The sequence below is a fragment of the Pseudomonas sp. DW-iso3 genome, assembly GCF_058725305.1.
Genome location: NZ_JBZXDZ010000004.1, coordinates 500,212 through 524,572, shown reverse-complemented (window position 1 = coordinate 524,572; position 24,361 = coordinate 500,212). Strand labels below are relative to the sequence as shown.

Sequence of the window (24,361 nt, the reverse complement as noted above, 5' to 3'; positions counted from 1 at the left end):
GAGTCACACAATGGCCCGCAAATCCGCTGCCCAAGCTGTCGAAGACCAAATCAAGGATCAAGCCTTCAGCGAACTGACCGCGTTGATCGAAGAATCGGACAAACTGCTCAAAAGCAGCGCCTCCCTGGTAGGCGAAGAAGGTGAAACCCTGCGTGAGCAGGTCGCCATCAAGCTCAAACAAGCCCTGGACTCGGTGTCCAATGTGCGCGAGCGCAGCAAGCCGGTGGTCGATGCCACCGAGACCTACATCGGTGGCCACCCGTGGCAGACCGTGGCGATCAGCGCCGGTTTCGGCCTGGTGGTGGGCCTGCTGCTCGGTCGCCGTAACTGAGCAACGGGGGCTGCGCTGCTGGCGCAGCCCCCGTCAATCTTCGGCCAATTCCTGCAACTGCTTTAAATCCTGCGCGTTAATCTCTATACCGATTTCCTGCGACTTCGCCCGCGAGCGATGACGCCGGTCCCCCGGCAAGCGCCGCAACCCCGCCGCATGCATCTGCCGCACCAGCTCCTGGCTGCGCTCGGCAAAGTTTTGCCCGGTGGTTTTACTCGGGTCGATCAAAATCACCAGCTGGCCCGTCCATGGCGTGCGCGCACCTGGATGATCCGACCAATTGAACTCGAACGAGAAGTTACCGCCCGTCAACGCGGCGGCCAGCAACTCGACCATCATCGACAGCGCCGAGCCCTTGTGCCCGCCAAACGGCAACAGCGCACCGCCTTCAAGAATGGCCTTGGGGTCCTGGGTCGGCTGACCCAGGCTGTCGAAGCCCATGCCCGGCGGCAGGCGCTCACCTTTGCGCGCGGCAATTTGCACGTCGCCGTGGGCGATGGCGCTGGTGGCCAGGTCAAACACAATGGGAGGGCCGTCCGCCCGTGGTGCAGCGAACGCAATCGGGTTGGTGCCGAACAACGGCCGGTCGGCGCCATGGGGCACCACACAGGTCATGCTGTTGACCACACTCAGCGCCACCAGGCCTTCTTCGGCAAAGGGTTCGACGTCGGGCCACAACGCCGCAAAGTGATGGGAATTGTGAATGGCCAGCAGCGCAATGCCGGCACTGCGGGCCTTGTCCACCAACAGTGAGCGGGCAGCTGCCAGCGCCGGCTGGGCAAAACCATTCACCGCATCCACCCGCACAAAGCCGCTGGCAACGTCTTCAACGATGGGCACTGCCTTGCCGTCGACCCAGCCGCTGTTCAACGTCGAGACGTAGCCGGGCACGCGAAACACCCCGTGGCTATGGGCCCCGTCGCGTTCGGCACTGGCGCAGTTTTCGGCCAGTACCTGAGCCACCGATTCAGACGTGCCCTGCCGGATAAAGATGCGCTGCAACAGCAGCGTCAAGGCCTCATAGCTCAGGTGCGTGGTTGAAGGGGCGTGATCCAAAGGCGATGCAGACATCGGTAGCTCCCGTTTAATTATTGGAAGGGGCAGTGCGTACGAACAATCGGCAGTCACGATTAAACAGTGTTTCGCGCGTGACTGTCGACCACGACAAGCAGCCCGGCGCATCAGACATATCTACTGCCGAACCCGCGTACCACGACTCTAGGCTCACGACGTCCCGGACGGGCTATTCGCACCGCCTCCGCACCTTTGAGGGTCCACCCTATGAGTCAGGTACAACCGCCTTACTTTTTTCCTGAAGTCCTGCGTTCGGTCTGGAAGGAACGCGATCGCGAACGACACTTTGGCATTGATGCCAACGACAGGGGGTTCTTGCGCAATCTGCCTTTGAGCAGCCATGAGGTACGGGGCAAGCAGGTGCCCCCCATGATCGCCCAGACGCTTTGGCTGAACAAAAACAGCCCGACCGAGCAGGAACTGGTGGGCAGTTTCATGATGAGTTCAACAGGCACCTACACCCGCGCCTTTCTCTACACGCCCTATGGCGGGCTGGAAAAATTCGACAGTCGGACTCTGTTGCTAAGTGAGTTGACTGAACGCCTCAAGACGCCGGCCAAAGCCGATGAGCTCTTGCAGTTCATTGCGCTGGGCACGCGTTCGGGATTGAAGCTGTCATCCCCTCTGGTGCTGACACCAGTGGATATTGAGGGCGATGTATTTGACCAGCAGAGAAAAGCCGTGGAGCAGCAGCAAACGCTCAACCTGCAAGCCGTGCTCGCCGAGCTGGTGAAATTGCCCAGCCTCGACATGATGCTCCAGTCGCTGCTCAGGTCGGTCTTCCACCCACTCTTCCCCGGGCTTGAGCCCAGCCAAACCCGAATCAACTTGTTCAAATTGCTATCCACCGAAGGGAAGCCACGGCAGTGGGTCAATTCGCTGTCGATCAGCGAGGCGCTCCTGATGCTTTACCGTCAGCAAGCCTGGCCGGCGGGGCAGACCCGCGAGTACTCCCATCCCTACGCCATCACCGCCGCCAACAACGCAACCCGCTGGGAAGATGGCCTGAAGCAGGCATCAGAACAATTGTCGTCGTTCTTGCAGAATACCCTTGAGACGTTTTGGAACACAGAGTCGCCAAACGGCACCTCACGCCGTGAATTCCTGGCACACACCATGGCGCACAAGGCTCGGATCGACCTACTGTTCAAACGCCAGAGTGAAATCATTACGCCTGAACACGCCGATAAACTGGCCGCGCTTTACCTTCCGGACGGCGCGCCGCGCTCCCACGCCAGTGACGGATTACGTGTCGAGACGGTGAGGTTCTGGGAGCGCGCGTCTCACTTCGTCGAACTGACCAATTCGGTGATGATCAGCGATGTGCAGACCTGGTTTTATTCGCCGCCCAAGGGGCTGCAGGTACTGGCCGATCACGACGATCTGATTCATACCCTGAAGGCAATGGTTAAGGCCCCGGCCTATGAAGATGATGTCTACAACGCTCTGTCCCTGGAGGAGCGCCTGTGGTTTATCGGTTTCAACCAACCGTCGGTCAGCGGCAACCTCATCGTCGGCAACGTGTTTGAACACCTGATGGAGGGCATCATCGACAAACAGAAACAGAACCTGATCTACGTGCTCGGCCAATTCCGACGCGAACGCGGCGATATCAACCTCTCGGCGTTGCTGGATCATGCCATGGACGTGCGCTTCATGATCGATGACAAGCTCTTGACACTGGACACTGCGCACCGCTGGACCACCCACTCAGTGTTGGCCGACCCGCTTCGGCCCATTTCGGTCGCCGCTAAACGAGCGGAGCAGGCGCATAAACAGTTGATTGATATCCCCGACGCGCTCGAGAACCTGGTCAAACCACTGCCGTCGATCACCGCCCCGCTGGCCGAAGCCTTGTCGAGCCGCGAGCGGCAGGCAGTCGACCCTGAACGGGTGTACATCAATCGCTACACCGACGATGCGCCCCCCTACCCCCTTGTGCTGCCACTGGACAGCCATAGCCTGGCGGATCATTTCGCCGCACGTCTGGCCGAAGGGGCTGGCCCGGTCCCTGAAACCCGCCATTACGGCGTTTACAAGCCAGACCACACCGCTTATGGGCAACAACTGACTCATGTGGACGTGAGGTCGCTCAATCGGATCGTCAATCAGGTGTTGGCCCACTACAAAGAGCAGGGCATCCACGACGCCCCCCGTAAACACCTTCAGGACCTGCTACCGCAGATGGGGGTCATGATGTCCAACGCGATACGCCACCAGGCCTATCTGCGACGTCTTAACAAGACCCTGGACGCCAGGGATGAGGCCATCATTCAAGCCGTGTTTGACCCGTTCAACCCTGACCGTCGTCGACGGGAAGACCTGGAAGGGTTTATCCCCGATGTCTATCGCATCACCGTCCAACGCGATGAAGAAGCACTGCGGCACAGCCTGGCCAATTGCCTGATGATCACCGAGCGCGGTGGACTTGATCACCAGCATTCGGGTCGCGCCATTCTCTGGACACCGGCCTGGGGCCTGGAAAGTTTCGTTTCTCCCTCCGTGGCAAAACAACAGCTTGAGGAGCGCCTGAGCGACCCCTGCGCGTGCTTGGCACTGTTGGAAAACCTGGACCCGCGCCAACGCCAGCCGCATGCCAACTACAGCTTGGGGGCATTCTGGCTGATCACCGAACCGATCAGCGAAAATCGCCAGCAGTCTTGGATCGACCACTACATCGCACAAAGAGCCCATTGGTTGGCACAGAAGCCAAATGGCAAAGCACTGTTAAATCTTATGGCGGTACTGCCTACCCCTGTCCTTGGGGGGGCTGCACAGCTCGCCCATCATTTTATGGCACAACGCTCACTACCCGCTTGGCTTGGCATGGCGAGCCCTGCTGAACAGCAGCACCATGCTGAGTTACTTGAGCAATATCGGCTCAACACCCTGGATCAAAAAGACTATCTGTATGAGTGTTCCTCGCTACGCCAGCGGGTTCACGACACGCTGAACGAGATGCTGGTGGACTATTCTGTTGACCCGGAAGACGTGTTTATCACGCCACGGCTTGCCATGGGTGGTCAACGACAGAACCTCACCGATTACGCCCTGGCCCACATCAATGAGCAGGCGAGCGCCTTCACTGTGGAGTCGGCGGTAACACAACTGACCGAATCAACGATCCGGCCACTCCTGCTTAAATTGAACATCGCCCAGGCCACTCAGGACTACCTGAAAGAGAAACTAGCCTCCGGGCAACCAGGTGCACTGGAGCGTGAGCTGCGTTTTATCCGGCAATTACCCTGGCAACTGTTGCAACAGGCCCATGCGCTGAAACTGCAGGAGCGGTTATCGGAGGCTGGCTACAACCTGATTCGTCAGGTCTTCGACATGCCGGACGCCGTCGGCCGAGCCACGATTTCGGGCGCCACGGCAAGTATTCGGCCCCTTGAGATGATTGCGACACCTGGCGCCAGAATCGTCAAGGCACTGGGTCTTTACGTGATGGGTGCCGGTGCTACTGGGCCGTTGATTCTCTATGCGCCTTACTACCCAGGGCAGTGCTTCATGGAGTTCGAGCACCAGGCGCAGTTTCTCCTCCACCTGAATGCCCCAGGCATGCTGCAGGACTGGATCATCGCCCACCTGGAAGGCGCAGATAAGACGACGTATAAAAATTTGCTGATCAGCACAGCAGGTGCCACCTCCGACATCACCTTGGCCAATCACCCAATAAGAGGTCACGCCATCAAGCAGCTCTATCAGGACAACCAAGTGGTGATGGGGCGGATGCTGAAACACCAACAGGACCCCGATGGCGCGGGTTTATGGGGCACCGTCAAAAGCCTCTTGAGCGGCGGCGTGCGGATCGTCGCGCAATTCTTGCCAGGAACGCTGCAGATACCGGTGGTGATCTGGCAGAGCTATAAACTGTTCAAAGACTCTGCCGAGGCACTGCAACAGCATCATTGGCAGGATGCACTGCGCTCATTCATTCTTGGTGTTGCAACAATGGCAAGGCTGGAGCGGCTGATGCGCACGCCAGCTCCCAAAGCAGCTCCCCCTGTCTACAAAGAAGTGAACGAACGCGATTTGAGCCCCTCCGACACAGTCGTCGCGCCGACCGTCAAGGACATCGACGTGACCGACCCCAGGCGCACACGCCTGCAAACCTACGAAACCAGCCAAGTGGCGTTGATAGATTTGAAAAAACAGGCGGAAACCGGCCTCTACGCTGCTGCCGACGGCAGGTCGCTCTACGGTGCCGTGGAGGGCAAGGTTTACCCGATCAAAAATAGCCCACAACTGAGGATCGCCGGCCTGTCCACCAACAGTGACGGCCCGCTGCTATCCCGTACCCCTCGGCAGCAACAGGTGCTGGCCCCGCATTATCACCCGCTGCAATACGGCCAAGCGATCACGCGGCTGGGTAATCATTATGTGACGCGTTTGAACGCCTCGCTTGACATGAATATCGAAGCGACTGGCATGGATGAAATTCGCCGAATCTACCCGATCAAGGCCCAGCAGATTATCGAGGCCCTGGACATCGCACGCCTCTACGCATTGCGCGCGATGCATAACCTGGTTCAACTACGACGCCTGACGCCCGGCACACGCCTTGATGACTTCCTGAAGCGGCTGTTTGACGTCAAAAACGTTGATGCTGGCCTCCTGAAGAAAGTGCATGATGCCATCACCCCGCTGTGCAAAGCCTTGGTAGACCCGGACCTCGACGGGTGGGACACCTCACGTTTTGTGGTCGGGGCGAACAGAAATCCCTCGCAAAGGGTGATCGCGTTCACTGTCTCCGGCGACAGAAAAAACCAAGTGTTCTTTACCGAGCTGTTTTTTGATCAACAACTCCGGCACAAGTACATCACTCTGTTGACCGAACCCTTCAACATTGACGGCCATGCGCGAGCGGCCACACTGATTCACGAGTTCGCCCATCTCTACGCGCGCGCCGAAGATATCACCTACATAGAGGCGCGTCGGCCCTTCGCGGACCTGATTGACACCACGAATCAAAGAGGCAGGTTCGAACACACACTGTTGCAAGCCTTTCAGCACAACGTTCTGTCGCTGCGCACGCCGTTTAATCAGCTGTTCTCGCGTTGGTACCCTAGGTCCGGGAGCTCTGGCACCTCCGGCAACTCCGGTAATTGGGTCACCATGGACGCTTCCAACTCGGAAGATCTAGCCGCCAAGGCAATCCTGGAAACCACAGCCAGCACGAGCATTGATGAGGCACGTAGAGCATTTTTAGATACCGCATCAGCCGACAAACGCATTGACACGATTCTGCGCAACGCCGACTCCGTTGCCAGGCTTATTTGTGAAATGGGGCGCGCACTCGACCCTGAACAGGGTACGCGTTAAATGTTCCGGCGCCCCATTGGAGCTGGGAGCCCGAACGGGCTCCCGGCGGGCAGCGTCAGTCTTTCTGATCGCGCAGAACATTGCCCGACGCGCCATCAATACGCGCTTCATAGACTGTGCCGTCGGACTTGCGCCCTTTGACTTCCCAATAGCCATTGTCATCGGCTTCGGCCGCGTAAACCTCGACATAACCGGCCTTGGTCTTGGCGACTTCAATAGCCTTTTCAATGGTAATCCAGCCCGCCCCCGGTTTATCCGCCAGGGCTGCGCCAGCACTGAGCAGTGCAGTGGTTGCGCACACAGCGACTAAGGTTTTCTTCAGCATATTCGTTCTCCATTGTGGGAATGTCCTGAATTTTTTAGGCGCTCTCAAACAAGAATAAGTTCCAATTGATGTGCAATCGCCATGACGGCTGTTCTCGCCACCGGCCTGCGGAGGTTAGAATGTGGGAAATCAGGATGAGTCAATGACCGAAAAGTCCCTTTCAGAAGCCGAATACGACGCCATCACCGACGCTGCCGCGCATTGGTGCATGCGCCTGCACGCGGTTGATTGCACCGCGAGTGAACGTCAGGCTTTTGAACAATGGCACGATGCCCACCCGCTGCATGCTTTCGAGTACGCGGCCATGCTGGAAATCTGGGACGTCGCCGACCACCTGCCACGCAATGAACCCACGGCAACGGTGGTGCCCTTCAAGCCCCGTCGTCGCCTGCGCACCTATGCGGTAGCGGCCGCGATCTGTCTGGTCGCCCTGCCCCTGGCGGCCTTTACCGGCTGGGAAGCAGGATGGCTGCCCAGTTCCTATGAACGCTTTGATGCCACCCATGGCCTGCGCCAGGTGACGCTCGGGGATGGCAGCCAGGTGGAACTCAACCTGGGCACCCAATTGGTCTATAGCAATTACAAAGACCAGCGCCGCGTAACGCTGAAGAAAGGCGAAGCGTTCTTCAAGGTCAGTCATGACACTGCGCATCCGTTTATCGTGCACGCCGGCGAAGGTCAGGTGCGGGTCACGGGCACTCAGTTCAACGTGTGGAAGTATGAAGACCAGGTGCGCGTGACGCTGCTCGAAGGCTCGGTGCAGATCTCCAGCGACAAAGTGCATGGCAGCGTGCCACTGACCCCCGGCATGCAGGCCAACTACCAACACGGCGATGCCACGCCGCGCGTAAGGACGATGAGTCCCAACGACACGGCGCTGGCCTGGCGCCAGGGCAAGCTGATCCTCGACAACCTGGCCCTGGCCGACGCGCTACCGCTGATCAACCGCTACCTGAGCAAACCGGTGATGCTCGCCGACGCCAACACCGGCACGATCCGCATCGGCGGCATCTACAACATCAACGAGGTCAACAACCTCGTTCCCTCCCTGCCCAAGGTTCTGCCGGTCTACCTGACCCAGAACCAGGACGGCAACCCCGTACTCAATTCCATCCCGCGTAAAGCACCGAAAGGCTGAACCATTGCCTACAGGCACAGGGTTCTGTGCGCGTGGAGTGTCCGTTTTTTTAACACACTGTCGGCCTGAATCGCCCGTGCGGAGCGGATTCATGGTTTTGTCATGGACAGTGTTTCAACACTGATACAGCGGGATGAAACGTTTGTGCGATGACAGAAGTGCAAGGGTTCCACTTGGCGCTGTCTCACGGATGAAACAGCCGTGACATCACTTTGCCCCACAAAAAACCTAACCCCATGAATAATCAAGACAAATAGAAAGCGGCACGGCTTCTGCTCTATCCCTTACAGCGCTGTTTAGGGTCAGCGCGAAGCATAAGGAAGACCGCCGTGATCACACTCAATCAAGCGTCGCTGAACGTATTGCTGATCAGCTGTTTACTCAGTGCCGGCATCAGTGTTCCGAGCTTTGCGGGTGACGGCGTTATTGTGACGGGCCGCGACGTACAAGGGCACATGTACGGTCGACCTTCATTCGGCAAAGACCCCTACCCAACCACGGCTAACGCAAATCCAAGCCGGGACATCATCAGCGCCACCGGCGAACTCAGTGATTCGGCGATTGGCGGCATCAGCAGCGGCTCAAGCATTGCCCGCTCGATTCAGTCCACCAGCAACCTGAACCACTTGACCGCCACCCAAAACGGCATGTCGACCCTGGGTGCCGGCTCGGCAGCCGGTCATGGTGCGGGCAGCAGCATGGGCGGGCAGATCAGCGACTCGATCCAGCGTGGCATGGCGCCCCTGAACAACATCGGCAGCATGATGGGGGGCAAATAATGAACCGTTCGTTGCTCATTCTGGCCCTGCTGGGCAGCGCCGCGGCCATGGCCGACAACACTGCGGTGATCAACAACAGCGGCAAAGACTATGTCGGCAACGTGATGATCAATCAGGCGGCGGGCAACCAACAGCAATCGGCCAACAATCGCGCCGTAGCGCTCGGGGGCCAGGCCTCCACCCGCACTGTCCAGAATATGGATGGCAAGGTCGACTCCGCCCTGAGCGCCAAGGCGACGATCGAGGGCACTTCTTTTACCAATGGCAACGGCATGCTGGGCATCAACCAGTCGGCCGGGGCCAATAACCAATCAATCAATGCCGTGCGGATCAGCCTCAACCCTGGCCCGCAAAGCATCGACGACAGCGTCCTGTTGCAACAGAACACGACGACGCTGGCAACCGACTCAGGGCTCACCCCCACCACTGGCAGCCGCCAGGTCGTGACAAGCGACCAGGCCTTCACCGGCAGCCGAGGAGTGATTCAGGTGAACCAGAGTGCCGGGGTGGGGAACCGAGTGGCTAACACCTTGGGCATCACTATCAAGTAACAGCTTGGTAGCACACGTTAGACCGTACCAACACTTAACCAACTAATTAGAAGCAAGGAGAAACACCATGAAACCTCAAATGGCTCTGAAACCACTGGTTTTCGCTCTCGCCGCACTCATGGCTGCTGCTGCTCAAGCAAATGGCTGGCACCCTGCGCCTCAACCAACCGGTGTTGTTGCCTCTGTCGTCACAGACGTACAAAACAGCGCAGGCAACCGCTTCGACGACACCAACACCGAAAACAACGCCTCTGCCGATGATTCGGTTAATAGCAACAGCGGTAACACCGGTGTGAACGCTCAGGCTGGCAGTGGCAACCAGGCAGACAACTCTGGCGCCATCTCCAGTGCCAAAGGTGACTATGCAAGCGTGTTCGCCGTGGTCGATGTGAATCAAAACAGCGGTCTGAACAACTTCGTTAACAAAGGCACGCAAAACAATGCCTCCCTGGACAACTCGGTTAACGGCAACTCCGGTAACGTCGGTTACAACGGCCAAGCCGGTCAAGGCAACCAAGGTAAAAACAACCTGGCAATCACCACCGCTGATGGCAAAAACATCGCAGCGGCCGCCAACACCGAGCAAAACTCGCTCGCCAACAGCTACCTCAACACCGCTACTTCCGGGTATGGCCATTATGGCAAACCTCAGTACGTATCGAACAACTCCAGCCTCAACAACTCGGTTAACCGCAACTCCGGCAACACAGGTGTAAACCTGCAATCCGGTGCCGGCAACCAAGGCAGCAACAGCCTGTCGATCGGTCAAGGTTGCACCGTTTGCACCAGCGGCGTGCGCTTCTGATCCAATCGGGCCTTGGCAACAAGGCCCTTTTTTATTCCAGTGTCCAACAGGTCACACGATCATGCGCCTCGCGACCCTTACCCTCCTGATGTTGCTCACCGGCCCAACCTGGGCAGGCACCATGGCGATCTCCGCCATGCCTGGCGGTGCAGTCATCTACAAGAAGGTCGAGAGTATCCGTGAACGCCGGTTCGCCAACCTGGTGGAACAGAAAACCGATTTCAGCTGCGGTGCTGCGGCACTCGCCACCATCCTGCGCCAGGGCTATTGGCTGGACGTAGACGAAGACCACGTCATCAAAGGCATGCTGGTCAATGCAGACCAAGACCTGGTACGTACCCAGGGTTTTTCCATGCTGGACATGAAGCGCTACCTCGAAAGCATCGGCATGCGTGCCCGGGGTTACAAGATCGGGCCAGAGACCCTGGTGACCGTGAAAATCCCTGTGGTGGTGCTGCTGGAGATTCGTGGCTACAAGCACTTCGTGGTGTTACAGCGCGCGGACAAGGACTGGGTCTATATCGGCGACCCGGTGATGGGCCATAAACGCTATTCACACGACGACTTCGTCAAAGGCTGGAATGGCATTGTCTTCGCCATCCTGGGTGAAGGTTACGACAAGGCCAACGCCTTGCTCGACCCACCCACACCGCTGACCGCCAAAAACCAGATGAATGAGTTCAGGCCCGTAGGCGATGCAGAGCTGATGGATTTCGGTTTCATCCAGAGCGACTTCTTTTAACAGAAGCGCAATAAGGGGCAGGACGCTCCAGGAGCAGCAGATGAACACTTCCCGTTGGCTGACGGTCTTGTGTCTGGCAGCCTCAATGCCCGCTTATGCTTCATCGGGGTTTAAACCGATCGAACTCAAGGATTCGGAAATGGCCGAGTTGCGCGGTCGATATGTGATGCCGGGGCGGATTATCAGCTTCGGCATCGTCATGAGCAGCACGTTTCAAAACGCTGCCGGAGACATCATCAAGGGCACGGCAAGCATGCAGGTCGACGCGTCCACCATCACACCGCAATTCTATGTACAAACCACCGGCTCATCAGGTTCAGGCACGAACCAGGGGCCGGGCACCGGCACCGTGACCGGCGGAGCAGGCCTGGGCAGTGGCCAAGGCGTCACTCAGAGCGTACGTACAGCCGGTGACGGTAATACGGGCTACAACAATGTAGGTATCAACGTGACTGAAAATGGCTTGGCCCCCACGAATGTCGTGCAATCCGGGCAGGTACTGCTGGCAGGTGGAATAGTCAACGGCACCAGCGCTGCGGGCGATATTGCTGTTTCGGCGAGAAACGGCGGCCTGCAGATGGCGATCCAGTCCAAGAATAATCAAGGCAACAGCCTCCAACAAATCGGTGGCGGTAATCTGGGCCAGGCCATCGTCCTGACCGGTAATGCCAACTTCGTCACCAATATGACCCAACTCAATGTGGTGATGAATAACGGCCTGAACAACCCGGCGTTGAACTGCAACCTGGATCAACTCAAAGGCCTACGCACTCTCGGTTATTGAACTACGCTGACCCTCGGCACTTTCGCATTCAGAACAGGACGGCTTATTTCATGCATCGATCGTTATCGCTACGTGCGGTGGTCTGTTTAAGTACGCTGTTGCCCGCATCCGTGTTGTATGCCGCGCCAGACGCCGATATCGAGACCCTCAAACAGGAACTTCTGGAACTCAAGCAGCGGTACGATGTACAGCAAAAAGCCCTGGCGGTGTTAGAGCAACGGGTGCGCCAGGTGGAGGACCAACCCGCGGCACCCGCGCCCAAGCGCCTGGCCAAGTCCCCGGCAGACTTCAAGAAAGGTGGCACGACCGTGGCAGGTACGGGCGCAGCAGCAGCCTCTGGTGGTGCAGGTGGTGGCGGCAGTTCTTACGGTCAGTCACTCAAGGACGACTCAGCCCCTGCACAAAGCGTGAGCAACCTCTATAACGAGGCCAGCGGCTTTTTCGGCAACGGCAAGTTCAGCGTTGAAACCGGTATCACCTACGCGCGTTACGATGCCCGCCAGCTCACCCTCAACGGCTTCCTGGCGTTGGACTCTATCTTCCTCGGCAATATCAACCTGGACCGGATCAAAGCCGATAGCTGGACCCTGGACCTGACCGGTCGCTACAACGTCGATAACCGTTGGCAGTTCGACGTCAACGTGCCGGTGGTGTACCGCGAATCGACCTACCAATCGAGCGGCGCCGGCAATGATGCCACTGCCACCTCTGAAGCAGACGTCAGCCGCGATCCAACCATCGGTGACGTGAACTTCGGCGTGGCGTACAAATTCCTCGATGAAACCCCTACCTTGCCGGACGCGGTGGTTTCGGTACGCGTCAAGGCGCCGACCGGTAAAGAACCCTTTGGCATCAAGCTGGTCAGGCAAACTACCAACGACAACCTCTATGTACCGGAAAGCCTGCCGACCGGTAACGGTGTCTGGTCGATCACACCGGGCATCTCGCTGGTCAAGACCTTCGACCCGGCCGTGCTGTTTGGCTCGCTTTCGTACACCCATAACTTCGAAGATTCGTTTGACGACATCAGCAGTGACGTCAATCAGAAGGTCGGCGGCAAAGTCAGGCTGGGCGACAGCTTCCAGCTCGGCGTCGGTGTAGCCTTCGCCCTGAACGAAAAGATGAGTATGTCGTTCTCGGTCTCCGACCTGATACAGCGCAAGAGCAAGCTCAAGCCTGACGGTGGGGACTGGCAGTCGGTGGTGTCCAGCGATGCCAACGCAGGCTACTTCAACGTGGGCATGACCATTGCGGCGTCGGATAACCTGACGATTGTGCCGAACCTGGCGATCGGGATGACGGATGATGCGCCGGACTTTACGTTCAGCCTGAAATTCCCTTATTACTTCTAACTGAAACGACGGTATTCGCCAACAAGCTCGCGCCTACTACGGGTAGTCGAAACAAGGAAAAGCCCCGCAACGATAAGGGTCGTTGCGGGGCTTTTCGGTTTACCCGCCCTAGCGGATCTGGTGTTTGTGCAGCAACCGGTAGAACGTGGGTCGGGAAACCCCCAGTACACGGGCCGCCACACTCAAGTTGTCACTGTGCCGGTTGAGCACGTCGCACAGCGCCTGACGTTCGGCGCGGTGCTTGTAGTCTTCCAGTGTAGCCATCGGCGGCGAAATTGCCTGTTGACCCTGCAATCCCAGATCAACGGCTTCTATCTGCCGTCCTTCGGCCAAGACCAGCCCACGGCGTACGCGATTGGCCAGCTCACGGACGTTGCCTGGCCAGGCGTGCTCACCCATTGCGACCAACGCATCGTCACTGAAACTGCGGGGGCGGCGGCCGGTTTCCTGGCTGTAGAAACGTGAAAAGTGGTTGGCCAACATCGCTATGTCACCATGCCGTTCACGCAGAGGCGCGGTGACCACTTGCAGGACGTTGAGCCGGTAGTACAAGTCTTCGCGGAAAGTGCCCTTCTCTACGGCGGCTTCAAGGTCGACGTGAGTCGCCGCCAATACCCGCACGTCCACCGGAATCGGCTGGCTGCCCCCCACTCGCTCGATCTGTTTTTCCTGAAGAAAGCGCAGCAGGTTGGCCTGTAGCTCCATCGGCAGATCGCCGATTTCATCGAGAAACAGGGTGCCGCCGTTGGCCGCTTCAATCCGCCCGATCTTGCGCTGGTGTGCACCGGTAAACGCGCCCTTCTCATGCCCGAACAATTCGGATTGGATCAAGTGTTCAGGGATCGCCCCGCAATTGATCGCCACAAATGGTTTGGCGTGACGTTGGGATTGGCGGTGCAGGGTCTTGGCGACCAGTTCTTTACCGGTGCCGCTGTCGCCACGGATCAATACCGGGGATTCGGTGGGCGCCAGTTTGGAGAGCAATTTGCGCAGTTCGCGGATCGGTCGACTGTCTCCCAGCAGCTCATGCTCGGGTTCATCCACCGCTGTGTAGCCCTTGCCACGCAGGCGTGCCATGCCAAACGCGCGGCCCAGGGTGACCTGTACGCGAGCCACATCGAAGGGCAAGGTATGGAAATCGAAGAACCACTCGCAGACGAAGTCACCGACGTTCTGCAGGCGTAGCACGTCTTGGCTGAGCACCGCGATCCACTCAGTGCCGCTGCGGCTGATCAGTTCTTTGACCGCTTCAGGACGTTCCAGGTGATAGGGCTGCAGGCGCAACAGGCCGACATCGCAAGACCGGTCACCGACCCCTTCCAAGGTGCAGCTGTCGACTTCCCACCCCGCCGCACGCAAACCGGGCAGCAGCCCGTGGCAGTCGTCACAGGGATCAACCACTAGCAATCGACGTTGAACGGGGGGTCCACCCATGACTGTTCCTTGGCGTCAACATTGTTAAAGTTATTTAGAAACAATAGTTTGTGACGTCTGCCGCTTACCCTAGCAAGGTTTTGACGCTGGCCTTGTATCGTTTCGCTATAAGTCGGGGCAAAAAGCCATCAGCCGGCGTTCAGACTGAAAAAGTTAGGCGTCGACGAGACTTCCATTCAGCTTTCAAAACAGCCGCTTACATGACGTTAATCACTAAATATCGAAAATAGTTGCTTTAACATGTGACCCGTACCCCGCCATCGTGCATCAGTACAAGTAACCCGCCGCACGGTCAGCCCAACCGCCGGCACTCACTTGAATGGGCAATGAGAGAGAACCCACATGAACGCCCCGCTCCGCATCAACGAAGCTCTTTTGATCGCAGACCGTGCCTTCCAGCCCTTTCAGTGCGTGGCCTGGCATGACGGCAATGGCGCCCTCAGCCTGAGCGTCATCGACCGAACCAATACCCGTATTGGTAGCAAACAACTGTCGTCGAGTGCTTATACCGACCCGGCACAACTTGAAGACTTGCTGTTGCAGGCCCGTGCCGAACTCGATAAAAGTGGCTACCAGTTGCAATCGTGGGCAATGCCTAAGTAATCCGCCACTGCAACTTGCGCTTATCGGTTTAGATCAGCGCAAGTTCAGTGTTAAAACGCGCGACGCTTATTGAGCAGCCAGAATAAACCGCTCGATGGCCTCTGCGGCACCGTCCTCGACATTACTACCGGTTACCACGCTGGCCTGACGCTTGACGGTTTCTTCAGCCTGGCCCATGGCAATCGACAACCCGGCCACCTGAAACATGGCAGGGTCATTGCCGCCATCCCCTATAGCCACGGTCTGCTCCATGGCGATGCCGAGGTGCGCCGCCAAGGTTTTCAAGGCCTCGCCCTTGTTGGCCAACATTGCAGTCACGTCCAGGTACACCGGCTGTGAACGCGACACCTGGGCCAACCCCTGCACCTTGGGCTGCAACTGCGCCTCTAGCTCCACCAGCAACTGCGTGTTGTTGCTGGCCGCGACAATCTTGTCCACACGGTCCAGGTAGGGTTCAAAGCTCTCCACCACGACCGGCCCGTAGCCCAGCCCCTCAGCCTCGCGCGGCTCCATCGGCCCTGCCGGGTCGCGGCGCAACCAGTCGCCGTCAGCAAACACCCAGACCTCCACCTCCGGCTCAGCCGAGAACAACGCCAACGTCACCAGCGCCGCCTCCGCCGGCAGATGATGGGCAACCAGAATGCTGCCATCGGGATGGATCAGCGTACCGCCGTTAAAACCAGCGACGGGCACGTCGATGCCGAAGGTTTCGATCAAGTGCAGCATGGCCTTGGGCGGACGCCCGCTGGCCAGGCTGAAAAACACCCCGCTGTCACGCAAGGCACGCACCGCGTCGGCGGTGCGTTGGCTGAGGCTGTGATCCGGATGCAGCAACGTGCCGTCCACATCACTGAGGATAAAACGGATGGGATGGATCGCAGCATCACTCATCCGAGGCTATGCCAGGTGCGGCCGTCACGGGCCAGCAAGGCGTCGGCGGCAGCCGGACCATCTTCACCGGCCTTGTAGGTCTGGATCCCATCGTCTTCCTTCCATGCATCAAGGAATGGCTGCACCGCACGCCAGCCGTTCTCGATGTTGTCTGCGCGCTGGAACAAGGTCTGGTCGCCGGTCATGCAGTCATAGATCAGGGTTTCATACCCCGTCGACGGCTGCATTTCGAAGAAGTCCTTGTAGGCAAAACCCAGCTGGATGTTGGCCATGTCCAGGGTCGGCCCGGGCTTTTTCGCCAACAGGTCAAACCACATGCCTTCATTGGGCTGGATCTGGATCTTCAAATAGGTGGGCTTGAGCTCATCCACCTCAGTATCGCGAAATTGCGCGTAGGGCGCAGGCTTGAAGCAGATGACGATTTCGGTGTCGCGCACACTCATGCGCTTGCCGGTGCGCAGGTAGAACGGCACGCCGACCCAGCGCCAGTTGTCGATCATCACCTTGAGGGCGACGAAGGTTTCGGTGCTGCTGTCCGGGGCGACATTCGCCTCTTCGCGATAGCCCGGCAGCGACTTGCCGCCGATTTCACCGGCGGTGTACTGCCCGCGCACCGAATTGGCCCGTGCATCTTCAAGCGACCAAGGGCGTACAGCGCCAATCACCTTGGCCTTTTCACCCCGTACGGCATCGGCGCCGAAGGCAGCGGGAGGCTCCATGGCCACCATCGCCAGCAACTGGAACAGGTGGTTGGGCACCATGTCGCGCAGAGTGCCGGTCTTCTCGAAGAAATTGCCACGGGTTTCAACGCCGACGGTTTCAGCGGCGGTGATTTGCACATGGTCAATGTAATGGTTGTTCCAGAACGCTTCGAACAGCACGTTGGAGAAACGGCTGATGAGGATGTTCTGCACCGTTTCCTTGCCCAGGTAATGGTCGATGCGATAGATCTGCTTCTCGCTCATCACCTTGAGCAGGCTGGCGTTCAGCGCCTCAGCGGTGGCCAGGTCGGAGCCAAAGGGCTTCTCGATGACCACGCGGCGGAAGCCGTCTTCGGTTTCCGTGAGCAGGCCGGCGCTGCCCAGGCGCTGCACCACGTCGCTGAAGAAGCGCGGAGCAGTGGCCAGGTAGAACACCGCGTTGCCGGTGCCGCTGTCAGCGATCTTCTTGCCGATGTCGGCATAGGTGCTGTCATCGAGGAAATCCCCCTCGACGTAGCTGATGCCCTTGGCCAATTGCGCCCACCGCTCAGGGTCCAGGGCGTTTTCACCACTTCCCTTGACCTTGCTCGCTGCTTCGGTGCGAATGAAGTCTTCGAGTTTCTTGGCGAAATCGGCGTCGCTGATGGCGTTGTGGTCAACGCCGACAATACGCAGGCCGTCGCCCAGCAGGCCATCACGACTGAGGTTGTACAGCGCCGGCATGAGCAGGCGCTTGACGAGGTCACCATGGGCACCAAACAGAAACAGCGTGGTGGGTGGAGCGGGTTCGGCCTTGGGTTTCTTGCCGTTGGCGGTCATTTTTTGGAAGTCTCCACATGACCACCAAAGCCGAAGCGCATGGCAGAAAGCATTTTGTCACCGTAGGTGCTCTGCTGACGCGAACGGAAGCGTGCGAACAGCGAGGTGGACAGCACCGGCACCGGCACGGCTTGCTCCATGGCCGCTTCGATGGTCCAGCGGCCTTCGCCACTGTCGGCAACCGAGCCGGAATAGCCGTCGAGTTTCGGGTCGGTGGCCAAGGCGTCAGCGGTCAGGTCCAGCAGCCAGGAAGACACCACGCTGCCACGGCGCCAGACTTCAGCGATATCGGCCACATTCAGGTCGAAGCGCTGGTCTTCGGGCAGGTTTTCCGAGTTCTTGGTCTTGAGAATGTCAAAGCCTTCGGCGAACGCCTGCATCATGCCGTACTCGATGCCGTTGTGGATCATCTTGACGAAGTGCCCGGAACCCGCAGGGCCTGCGTGGATATAGCCTTGCTCGGCGCGCGGGTCAGCGCTGTCTGAGCGATCCTTGGTGCGCGGGATGTTGCCCAGGCCAGGGGCCAGACTCTTGAAGATAGGATCGAGGCGCTGCACGGTCTCGGCGTCGCCACCGATCATCATGCAGTAACCACGCTCCAGGCCCCAGACGCCGCCGGACGTGCCGACGTCGACATAGTGCAAGCCTTTTTCCGCCAGCGCCTTGGCCCGACGGACGTCGTCCTTATAGTTGGTGTTGCCGCCGTCGATGATTGCATCACCGTCTTCCAGCAGCGTACTCAATTCGTTGATGGTGTCTTCGGTCGGTGCGCCGGCTGGCAGCATCACCCACACGGTGCGCGGCTTCTGCAGCCCGGCAACCAGGGCCTTGAGATCGGCAACGCCGGTAGCGCCCTCTTCGCTCAGGCCTTTTACAAATGCTTCGTTACGGTCGTAAACAACGGTGGTATGCCCATTGAGCATCAGGCGCCGTGCAATATTCCCGCCCATGCGGCCTAGTCCGATAATCCCCAGTTGCATGTGCTGATGCTCCTAACTACTAAAAAATGTGTGACATAGTTTATAGCGCAATGAGGCTAATGAGGGTTAGTCCAGCGCGGATACCTGTAGTTTCATGGAAAAAAGTTGCCATCGTTTCACCATCACGGCACAAAAAGTCACAGGACCATCAAAAATAAAAAAGTTCCATTGCCCGCAAAAAGAATTCAGAATTAGCCTCGACTGCTGCCGAGAACCTCGACTCAAGCGTTCTGGCACACCGCGACATACCGGCTATTTGCGAGGTAAGCAATGAGCACTGCACAGATGAATCGTCCGCCACAGACCCTCTATGTCACCATTCGACGTGATGAGTTGCGCCAGTTGAAAGACGAACGCGAACAGCTGCAGCAGGAAGTCATGCGCCTGCGTTCGCACATCATCCAAGCCCAGTTGGACCAGCCCGCCGGCGTCCAGCCCGCACTCTGCTGAGTCTTGCGATCACTTTGTAAGATAACAGCTACAAAAATCTCACAAAGTTTTCACATACCCCTCCCGATACTCCCGCCCGAAGGGCCGCCCCATGCAAGGGTGGCCTCTGTTGCGCGCGCCCCTGCGCGTCAACTGAAAAAATTATCGGGTTGGAGCGCTGGATGGCGATGTTCAAACGCAGCACTACGTCTGCGAAAGGCTTTGATTGGGCCGGTCTTGGTTGGCTGTTTCTGTTCTTCTGGTACTTCTCGGGTATTACCCAACTGCTGATCCAACTGACCGGAACCTCCGGTTTCAGTGGCTTTCGCCAAGCCTTCTTTATGAGCGCGCTGTGGCTGGCGCCCATGTTGCTGTTCCCGCGCCGTACGCGCCTGCTCGCCGCGTTGATCGGCGTCGTGCTGTGGGCTTGCTCCATGGCCAGCCTGGGTTATTTCTTCATCTACCAGCAGGAATTTTCCCAAAGCGTCATCTTCATCATGTTCGAGTCGAACATTTCGGAAGCCGGTGAATACGCCACCCAGTATTTTGCCTGGTGGATCGTGCTGGCGTTCATCGCTCATACCGCCTTCGCCGTGTTCCTCTGGACCCGTTTGCGCCCGGTCTATCTGCCTCGCGGTCAGTCGATGCTCGCCGCGGCCGCCATTGTGCTGGCTGTGGTGGGTTATCCGCTGGTCAAGCAGATCGCCACCAGCGATAACATGGAACAGGCTATTGATCGCTTCGAAACCCGCATCGAGCCTGCCGTGCCATGGCAGATGATTGTTGCCTATCGCCGCTACACCGAACAGCTGGACAACATGCAAGGCATGCTGACCAGCGCCAGCCAGATCCCGCCCCTGAAAAACCTCAAGGACAGCATGGCTGGCCAGCCGTCAACGTTGGTATTGGTGATCGGCGAATCCACCAACCGCCAGCGCATGAGCCTCTACGGCTACCCACGCAACACCACGCCCGAACTGGACAAGCTGCGTGATCAACTGGCAGTGTTCGATAACGTCATCACACCGCGCCCCTACACCATCGAAGCACTGCAACAGGTGCTGACCTTTGCCGACGAAGAAAATCCGGACCTGTACCTCAAGACACCGTCGATTGTCAGCGTGATGAAGCAGGCCGGCTACAAGACCTACTGGATCACCAACCAGCAAACCATGACCAAACGCAACACCATGCTCACAACCTTTTCCGAACAGGCCGACGAGCAGGTGTACCTGAACAACAACCGCAACCAGAACGCTCGCCAGTACGACGGTGACGTGCTTGCCCCCTTCTCCAAGGCGCTGGCCGACCCCGCCGAACGCAAGTTCATCGTGGTGCACCTCTTGGGCACCCACATGAGCTACCAGTACCGCTATCCGCCGACCTTCGACAAATTCACCGATCGCCAAGGCGTACCGGAGGGCGTCAGCGATGCGCAGTTGCCGACCTATAACAGCTACGACAATGCCGTGCTGTACAACGACTTTGTGGTGTCGAGCCTGATCAAGGACTACGCCAAGACCGACCCCAATGGCTTCCTGTTGTACCTGTCGGACCATGGCGAAGACGTTTTCGACTCCGCCGGCCACACCACCTTGGGGCGCAACGAAGGCAAGCCGACGGCGCCGATGTACACCATCCCGTTCATGGCCTACGCCTCCCCCAAATGGCGCGAAAGCCACGACTGGAGTTTCGCCGGCGACCTGCAACGCCCGTACAGCAGCTCCCAACTGATCCACACCTGGGCGGACCTGGCGGGCCTGAGTTTCGATGAATGGGACCGCAGCAAGAGCCTGGTCAGCGACAGCTTCACGCCTCGCCCCTTGATGATCGGCAACCCCTACGAGCGTCAGCAGAAAGGCCTGATCGACTTCAGCCTGATCAAGCCGAAAAAGCGCACCACCGACGTGGTGCTACAAGAGCCCTTGCAATAGAAAGATAACAATCATTCTCGTTTAACCCTAAAGTTCCGCGCCTCCTTTCGTCTTTGAGCCAAGGCCTTCTTTTACTGAGAAGGCTGCAAAGACGACAAGGAGTCTTCCGCGATGTTCGCGCCCTTTACGCGTTCCATGACCTTCACCCTCGGCCTGTTCACTGTGGTAGCAAGCCCGGATCTGCTGGCTGAAACCGACCCCGAAAACAACTCCCTCGAACTCGGTGCCACCAGTATCACCGCCGAAGGCCTGGGTGCCACCACCGAGCACACCGGGGCCTACACCACCGGTTCCATGAGCACCGCCACCCGCCTGAACCTGTCGGTCAAAGACACCCCGCAATCCATCTCGGTGATCACTCGCCAGCAGATGGATGATTTCAATCTCAATACATTGACCGATGCGCTGCGCCAGACCACCGGGGTGACCGTCCAACACCTGGATTCGGACCGCGCCGGCTACTCATCGCGCGGTTACTCCATCAACAATTTCCAGGTGGATGGCATGCTCAATACATTCGGGCGCATGAAGTCAGACGCCGACACCATCATCTACGACCGTATCGAAGTGGTACGCGGTGCGACCGGCCTGACTACCGGCGCAGGCGATCCCTCGGCCACGGTCAACATGATCCGCAAACGCCCGACGTCACAGTGGCAAGCCAAAGCCGGCGTCAGCGGCGCCAGCCATGACAACTACTACAGCTACCTGGATGTGGGCGGCCCGCTGGCATTTGACGGGCGCCTGCGCGGACGTACCGTGATGGCTTACCGCGACAGCCAATCCTTTCGCGACAACTACGCTCTGCAAAGGGAAGTCGGCTACGGCATTCTCGAGGCCGACCTGACAGACGATACCGTGGTAGCCGTAGGCTTCGATTATCAGAACAAGCATGTTCAGGGCACCTCATGGGGCACACTGCCCTACTGGAACAGCGATGGCGGCAAGGCCCGCCTGTCACGCTCCGCCAATATGGCCACCGACTGGAGCTCCTGGCCGCTGAAGGACAAGACCACCTTTGCCTCCCTTGACCACAAACTGTCCGAGGACTGGCGCCTGAAAGCCGCCTACACCCACCGACAGAGCGATACCGACGGCAAGGTCTATTACGGCGGCGCGGGCTTCCCGAATCCGGACGGCAGCGGCATGACCGCCTGGACCAACCAGATGGTGGGCACGTCGAAAATGGATGCCGTGGACTTCAACCTCGCCGGCACCTACACACTGCTGGGGCGCGAGCATGAATTGATGGTGGGGTATGGGGAGTCGGAGCAGCGGGATTCCTCGCCCTACCAGCGTTACAGCACACCCGAAGGCTACGAAACCATCCCTGATTGGCAAGATATGGGCGGTATCGTCAAGTTCCCCGACCGTACCACTGGGCTCAAGGGCCCTCACTCAAGCAAACAACAAAAAGCCGGGTATCTGGCCACTCGACTGAGCCTGACCGACAGACTTCACGCGGTACTGGGCAGCCGGTATGGCAGCTGGGAAATCGAAAGCACCCCTGTTGACTATGACGCCAATAACCAGCGTATCCCCGAACCCAAAACCCGCCAGACCCACAACGACATGTGGACGCCCTACGCCGGGCTACTCTACGACCTGACACCGCAATACACGGTGTATGCCAGCTACACCGATATCTTCAACCCGCAGGACGAACGCGACGCCAGCAAGAAATACCTGGAACCGGTGGTGGGCAGCAACTACGAAATCGGCCTCAAGGGCAGCCTGCTGAACGAGCGGTTGAACCTGGCCACCGCGTACTTCTGGAGCACCCAGGATAACGTGGCCGAACTCGACAACGCCGCGCCACCCGACCCGGTGACCCGCGAGCAGTTCTATAAATCCGGTGGTAAAGGCAACAAGGTGCAGGGCTTTGAAGTCGAGGTGTCAGGCGAAGTGATGCCCGACTGGAATCTCACCGCAGGCTACACGTACACCCACTCGGTCAACGGCGATAAGCAACGCAACAACACCGATCAGCCGATGAACCTGCTGAAGATGTCGACAGCCTATCGCCTGCCGGGTGAATGGCGAGGGTTGACGGTAGGTGGCGCGGTCAATTGGCAGAGCGAGTTCTACAAATTTGCCGGGCGTCCAACGGGTGGCCGGAACCAGGACGGCGACCTCATCACGACTCCGACCAAGATCACCCAGCAGACCTACACCGTGGTCAACCTGATGTCGCGCTACCAGTTTGACGAACATGTTTCGGCATCCATTAACGTCAACAATCTATTTGATAAAAAATATTACGAACGTGTCGGTTTTTACAATGGCGTGTATTGGGGTGACCCTCGTTCGATCACTCTGGCATTGGACTGGAAGCTGTAAGATCTTTTAACCCGAAGTTAACGAAATTGTTAACTTCGCGGTTTTTTCCGAGTTAATTCCTACTTAATAAACTCACCTCAAACTCGCCCCATGAATCTGATCAAGGACAGAGCGGATACCGATCACTCTTAATGGGAATACTGCCATGAAACTCTCGACCCTGGTGCTTGCCAGCCTGATGACCCTGACCTCCGCCGCCGCCTTCGCCGAAGGTGGTTCCGAGCGCTCGAAGGAGTTCTACAACAACTTCACGTTCATGCAGCAAAAGACTCACGGCACTGCAGAACAAACCGCGCAGGCTGATGGGAAGAACGTGAAGAAAGAGGCAGCCGGTCAATCTACCGCCGAGGAACTACCGAACACTTGATTCAACTGCGTTAACCGCACGGCCCTTTACCATCCTGCTCCTATGGCTAAGGTGAACTTGGCGCCATTTAATTAATGGCGCCTTTTTTTGCCTGTGATTGATTAAAGCGGTTTGCTCCAGAACAACATGCGCCCGTGGGCTGGATCAAATATCGAGTCATCAAAACCGAACTTGCGATAGGCCGACTGAGCCACCGCATTGCCCTCCAGCACCTCCAGGGTGATTTTGCAGCAGCCCCGCTGACGGGCGATTTCCTCGACCTTCAACAGCATTTTCTGGCTCAACCCCAGCCCCCGAAACGCATCCATCACAACCACGTCATGGACATTGACCAGCGGACGGCAGGCAAATGTGGAAAACCCTTCAAAACAATTCACCAGACCTGCCGGCTCCCCTCCCACAAACGCCAGCACGCTGAAGGCATGAGGTCGCTTGGCCAGCTCGCCCGGCAACTGCTCCAGAAGATCGGCAGGCAGGCTGTGGCCACCGCCCATCGGGTCCTCGGCGTAATGGTTGAGCACGCGGCCAATGGCTTGCGCATGCACGGGATTGGTATAGCTGGCTTGCAGCACCAGGATATCTGGGGTGTCCATTTCCGTCCTCAATCACGACTACAAGGGAATCGGCTCCCTATAGGGGCACGATTGTAAGCGTGGA

At 58.2% G+C, this 24,361-nt stretch carries 21 protein-coding genes; 14 read left to right on the top strand and 7 right to left on the bottom strand.

What is annotated here, in order from left to right:
• The first annotated feature begins 10 nt into the window (after positions 1–10).
• Positions 11–331 (top strand): ElaB/YgaM/YqjD family protein, encoded by a 321-nt coding sequence (locus AC4PS7_RS14455; protein ID WP_003217958.1) that lies wholly within the window; start codon positions 11–13, stop codon positions 329–331.
• Between the two features lie 33 nt (positions 332–364).
• Here AC4PS7_RS14455 and AC4PS7_RS14450 read toward each other — a convergent pair whose 3' ends face one another.
• Positions 365–1,402: an Ldh family oxidoreductase gene (locus AC4PS7_RS14450; protein WP_492179522.1), complete on the bottom strand. Its 1,038-nt coding sequence runs from the start codon at positions 1,400–1,402 to the stop codon at positions 365–367.
• A 210-nt stretch (positions 1,403–1,612) separates the two neighbouring features.
• Between AC4PS7_RS14450 and AC4PS7_RS14445 the strand changes: the two genes are divergently transcribed.
• A complete protein-coding gene (locus AC4PS7_RS14445) occupies positions 1,613–6,730 on the top strand; it encodes a dermonecrotic toxin domain-containing protein (RefSeq protein ID WP_492179521.1) in 5,118 nt (1,705 codons plus the stop codon).
• Between the two features lie 55 nt (positions 6,731–6,785).
• Here AC4PS7_RS14445 and AC4PS7_RS14440 read toward each other — a convergent pair whose 3' ends face one another.
• Positions 6,786–7,055 (bottom strand): PepSY domain-containing protein, encoded by a 270-nt coding sequence (locus AC4PS7_RS14440; protein ID WP_010210833.1) that lies wholly within the window; start codon positions 7,053–7,055, stop codon positions 6,786–6,788.
• A gap of 142 nt (positions 7,056–7,197) precedes the next feature.
• Between AC4PS7_RS14440 and AC4PS7_RS14435 the strand changes: the two genes are divergently transcribed.
• The 7 genes from AC4PS7_RS14435 to fapF all read left to right on the top strand — a co-directional run bounded on the left by AC4PS7_RS14435 (position 7,198) and on the right by fapF (position 13,206).
• Positions 7,198–8,193, top strand: a complete 996-nt coding sequence (locus tag AC4PS7_RS14435; RefSeq protein WP_010210834.1) for a FecR family protein — start codon at positions 7,198–7,200, stop codon at positions 8,191–8,193.
• A 329-nt stretch (positions 8,194–8,522) separates the two neighbouring features.
• Positions 8,523–8,972: a fibril amyloid chaperone protein FapA gene (gene fapA / locus AC4PS7_RS14430; RefSeq protein WP_021491793.1), complete on the top strand. Its 450-nt coding sequence runs from the start codon at positions 8,523–8,525 to the stop codon at positions 8,970–8,972.
• Positions 8,972–9,523, top strand: coding sequence for a fibril amyloid subunit FapB (fapB, locus tag AC4PS7_RS14425; RefSeq protein WP_044287050.1), 552 nt, complete (start codon positions 8,972–8,974; stop codon positions 9,521–9,523). Before fapA ends, fapB begins: the two co-directional genes overlap by 1 nt.
• Positions 9,524–9,590: 67 nt before the next feature.
• On the top strand, positions 9,591–10,328 hold the full coding sequence (gene fapC, locus AC4PS7_RS14420) for an amyloid-like fimbrin subunit FapC (RefSeq protein ID WP_010210840.1): 738 nt from the start codon (positions 9,591–9,593) through the stop codon (positions 10,326–10,328).
• Between the two features lie 61 nt (positions 10,329–10,389).
• Positions 10,390–11,070, top strand: a complete 681-nt coding sequence (fapD, locus tag AC4PS7_RS14415) for a fibril amyloid maturation endopeptidase FapD (RefSeq protein ID WP_492179520.1) — start codon at positions 10,390–10,392, stop codon at positions 11,068–11,070.
• Between the two features lie 40 nt (positions 11,071–11,110).
• Positions 11,111–11,854 (top strand): fibril amyloid subunit FapE, encoded by a 744-nt coding sequence (gene fapE / locus AC4PS7_RS14410; protein WP_021491794.1) that lies wholly within the window; start codon positions 11,111–11,113, stop codon positions 11,852–11,854.
• A 50-nt stretch (positions 11,855–11,904) separates the two neighbouring features.
• Positions 11,905–13,206 (top strand): fibril amyloid transporter FapF, encoded by a 1,302-nt coding sequence (gene fapF / locus AC4PS7_RS14405; protein WP_021491795.1) that lies wholly within the window; start codon positions 11,905–11,907, stop codon positions 13,204–13,206.
• A 108-nt stretch (positions 13,207–13,314) separates the two neighbouring features.
• On the opposite strand, the gene AC4PS7_RS14400 is transcribed toward fapF, so the two are convergent.
• Positions 13,315–14,640, bottom strand: a complete 1,326-nt coding sequence (locus AC4PS7_RS14400) for a sigma-54 dependent transcriptional regulator (protein WP_010210844.1) — start codon at positions 14,638–14,640, stop codon at positions 13,315–13,317.
• 342 nt (positions 14,641–14,982) lie between these two features.
• On the opposite strand from AC4PS7_RS14400, the gene AC4PS7_RS14395 reads away from it, so the two are divergent.
• Complete coding sequence (locus tag AC4PS7_RS14395) at positions 14,983–15,243, top strand: hypothetical protein (RefSeq protein ID WP_010210845.1); 261 nt, start codon at positions 14,983–14,985, stop codon at positions 15,241–15,243.
• A 66-nt stretch (positions 15,244–15,309) separates the two neighbouring features.
• On the opposite strand, the gene AC4PS7_RS14390 is transcribed toward AC4PS7_RS14395, so the two are convergent.
• The 3 genes from AC4PS7_RS14390 to gnd are packed head-to-tail and all read right to left on the bottom strand — an operon-like array spanning position 15,310 to position 18,634.
• Positions 15,310–16,134: an HAD family hydrolase gene (locus tag AC4PS7_RS14390; RefSeq protein WP_183701701.1), complete on the bottom strand. Its 825-nt coding sequence runs from the start codon at positions 16,132–16,134 to the stop codon at positions 15,310–15,312.
• Positions 16,131–17,654, bottom strand: a complete 1,524-nt coding sequence (zwf, locus tag AC4PS7_RS14385; RefSeq protein WP_042571579.1) for a glucose-6-phosphate dehydrogenase — start codon at positions 17,652–17,654, stop codon at positions 16,131–16,133. The genes AC4PS7_RS14390 and zwf overlap by 4 nt, the downstream gene beginning before the upstream one ends.
• Positions 17,651–18,634 carry a phosphogluconate dehydrogenase (NAD(+)-dependent, decarboxylating) gene (gene gnd / locus AC4PS7_RS14380; protein WP_021491799.1) on the bottom strand — a complete coding sequence of 328 codons (984 nt, stop codon included), beginning with the start codon at positions 18,632–18,634 and terminating at the stop codon, positions 17,651–17,653. The genes zwf and gnd overlap by 4 nt, the downstream gene beginning before the upstream one ends.
• Positions 18,635–18,904: 270 nt before the next feature.
• Here gnd and AC4PS7_RS14375 point away from each other — a divergent pair, with 270 nt between their 5' ends.
• The 4 genes from AC4PS7_RS14375 to AC4PS7_RS14360 all read left to right on the top strand — a co-directional run bounded on the left by AC4PS7_RS14375 (position 18,905) and on the right by AC4PS7_RS14360 (position 23,704).
• A complete protein-coding gene (locus tag AC4PS7_RS14375; RefSeq protein ID WP_255213030.1) occupies positions 18,905–19,084 on the top strand; it encodes a DUF6026 family protein in 180 nt (59 codons plus the stop codon).
• A 161-nt stretch (positions 19,085–19,245) separates the two neighbouring features.
• Positions 19,246–20,997, top strand: a complete 1,752-nt coding sequence (locus AC4PS7_RS14370) for a phosphoethanolamine transferase CptA (protein ID WP_010210852.1) — start codon at positions 19,246–19,248, stop codon at positions 20,995–20,997.
• Positions 20,998–21,108: 111 nt separating this feature from the next.
• Complete coding sequence (locus tag AC4PS7_RS14365; protein ID WP_492179518.1) at positions 21,109–23,337, top strand: TonB-dependent siderophore receptor; 2,229 nt, start codon at positions 21,109–21,111, stop codon at positions 23,335–23,337.
• Positions 23,338–23,482: 145 nt separating this feature from the next.
• Positions 23,483–23,704 (top strand): hypothetical protein, encoded by a 222-nt coding sequence (locus tag AC4PS7_RS14360; RefSeq protein ID WP_010210854.1) that lies wholly within the window; start codon positions 23,483–23,485, stop codon positions 23,702–23,704.
• Positions 23,705–23,805: 101 nt separating this feature from the next.
• On the opposite strand, the gene AC4PS7_RS14355 is transcribed toward AC4PS7_RS14360, so the two are convergent.
• Entirely contained in the window at positions 23,806–24,297 is a 492-nt protein-coding gene (locus tag AC4PS7_RS14355; RefSeq protein ID WP_010210855.1) for a GNAT family N-acetyltransferase, read from the bottom strand.
• Between the last annotated feature and the right edge of the window lie 64 nt (positions 24,298–24,361).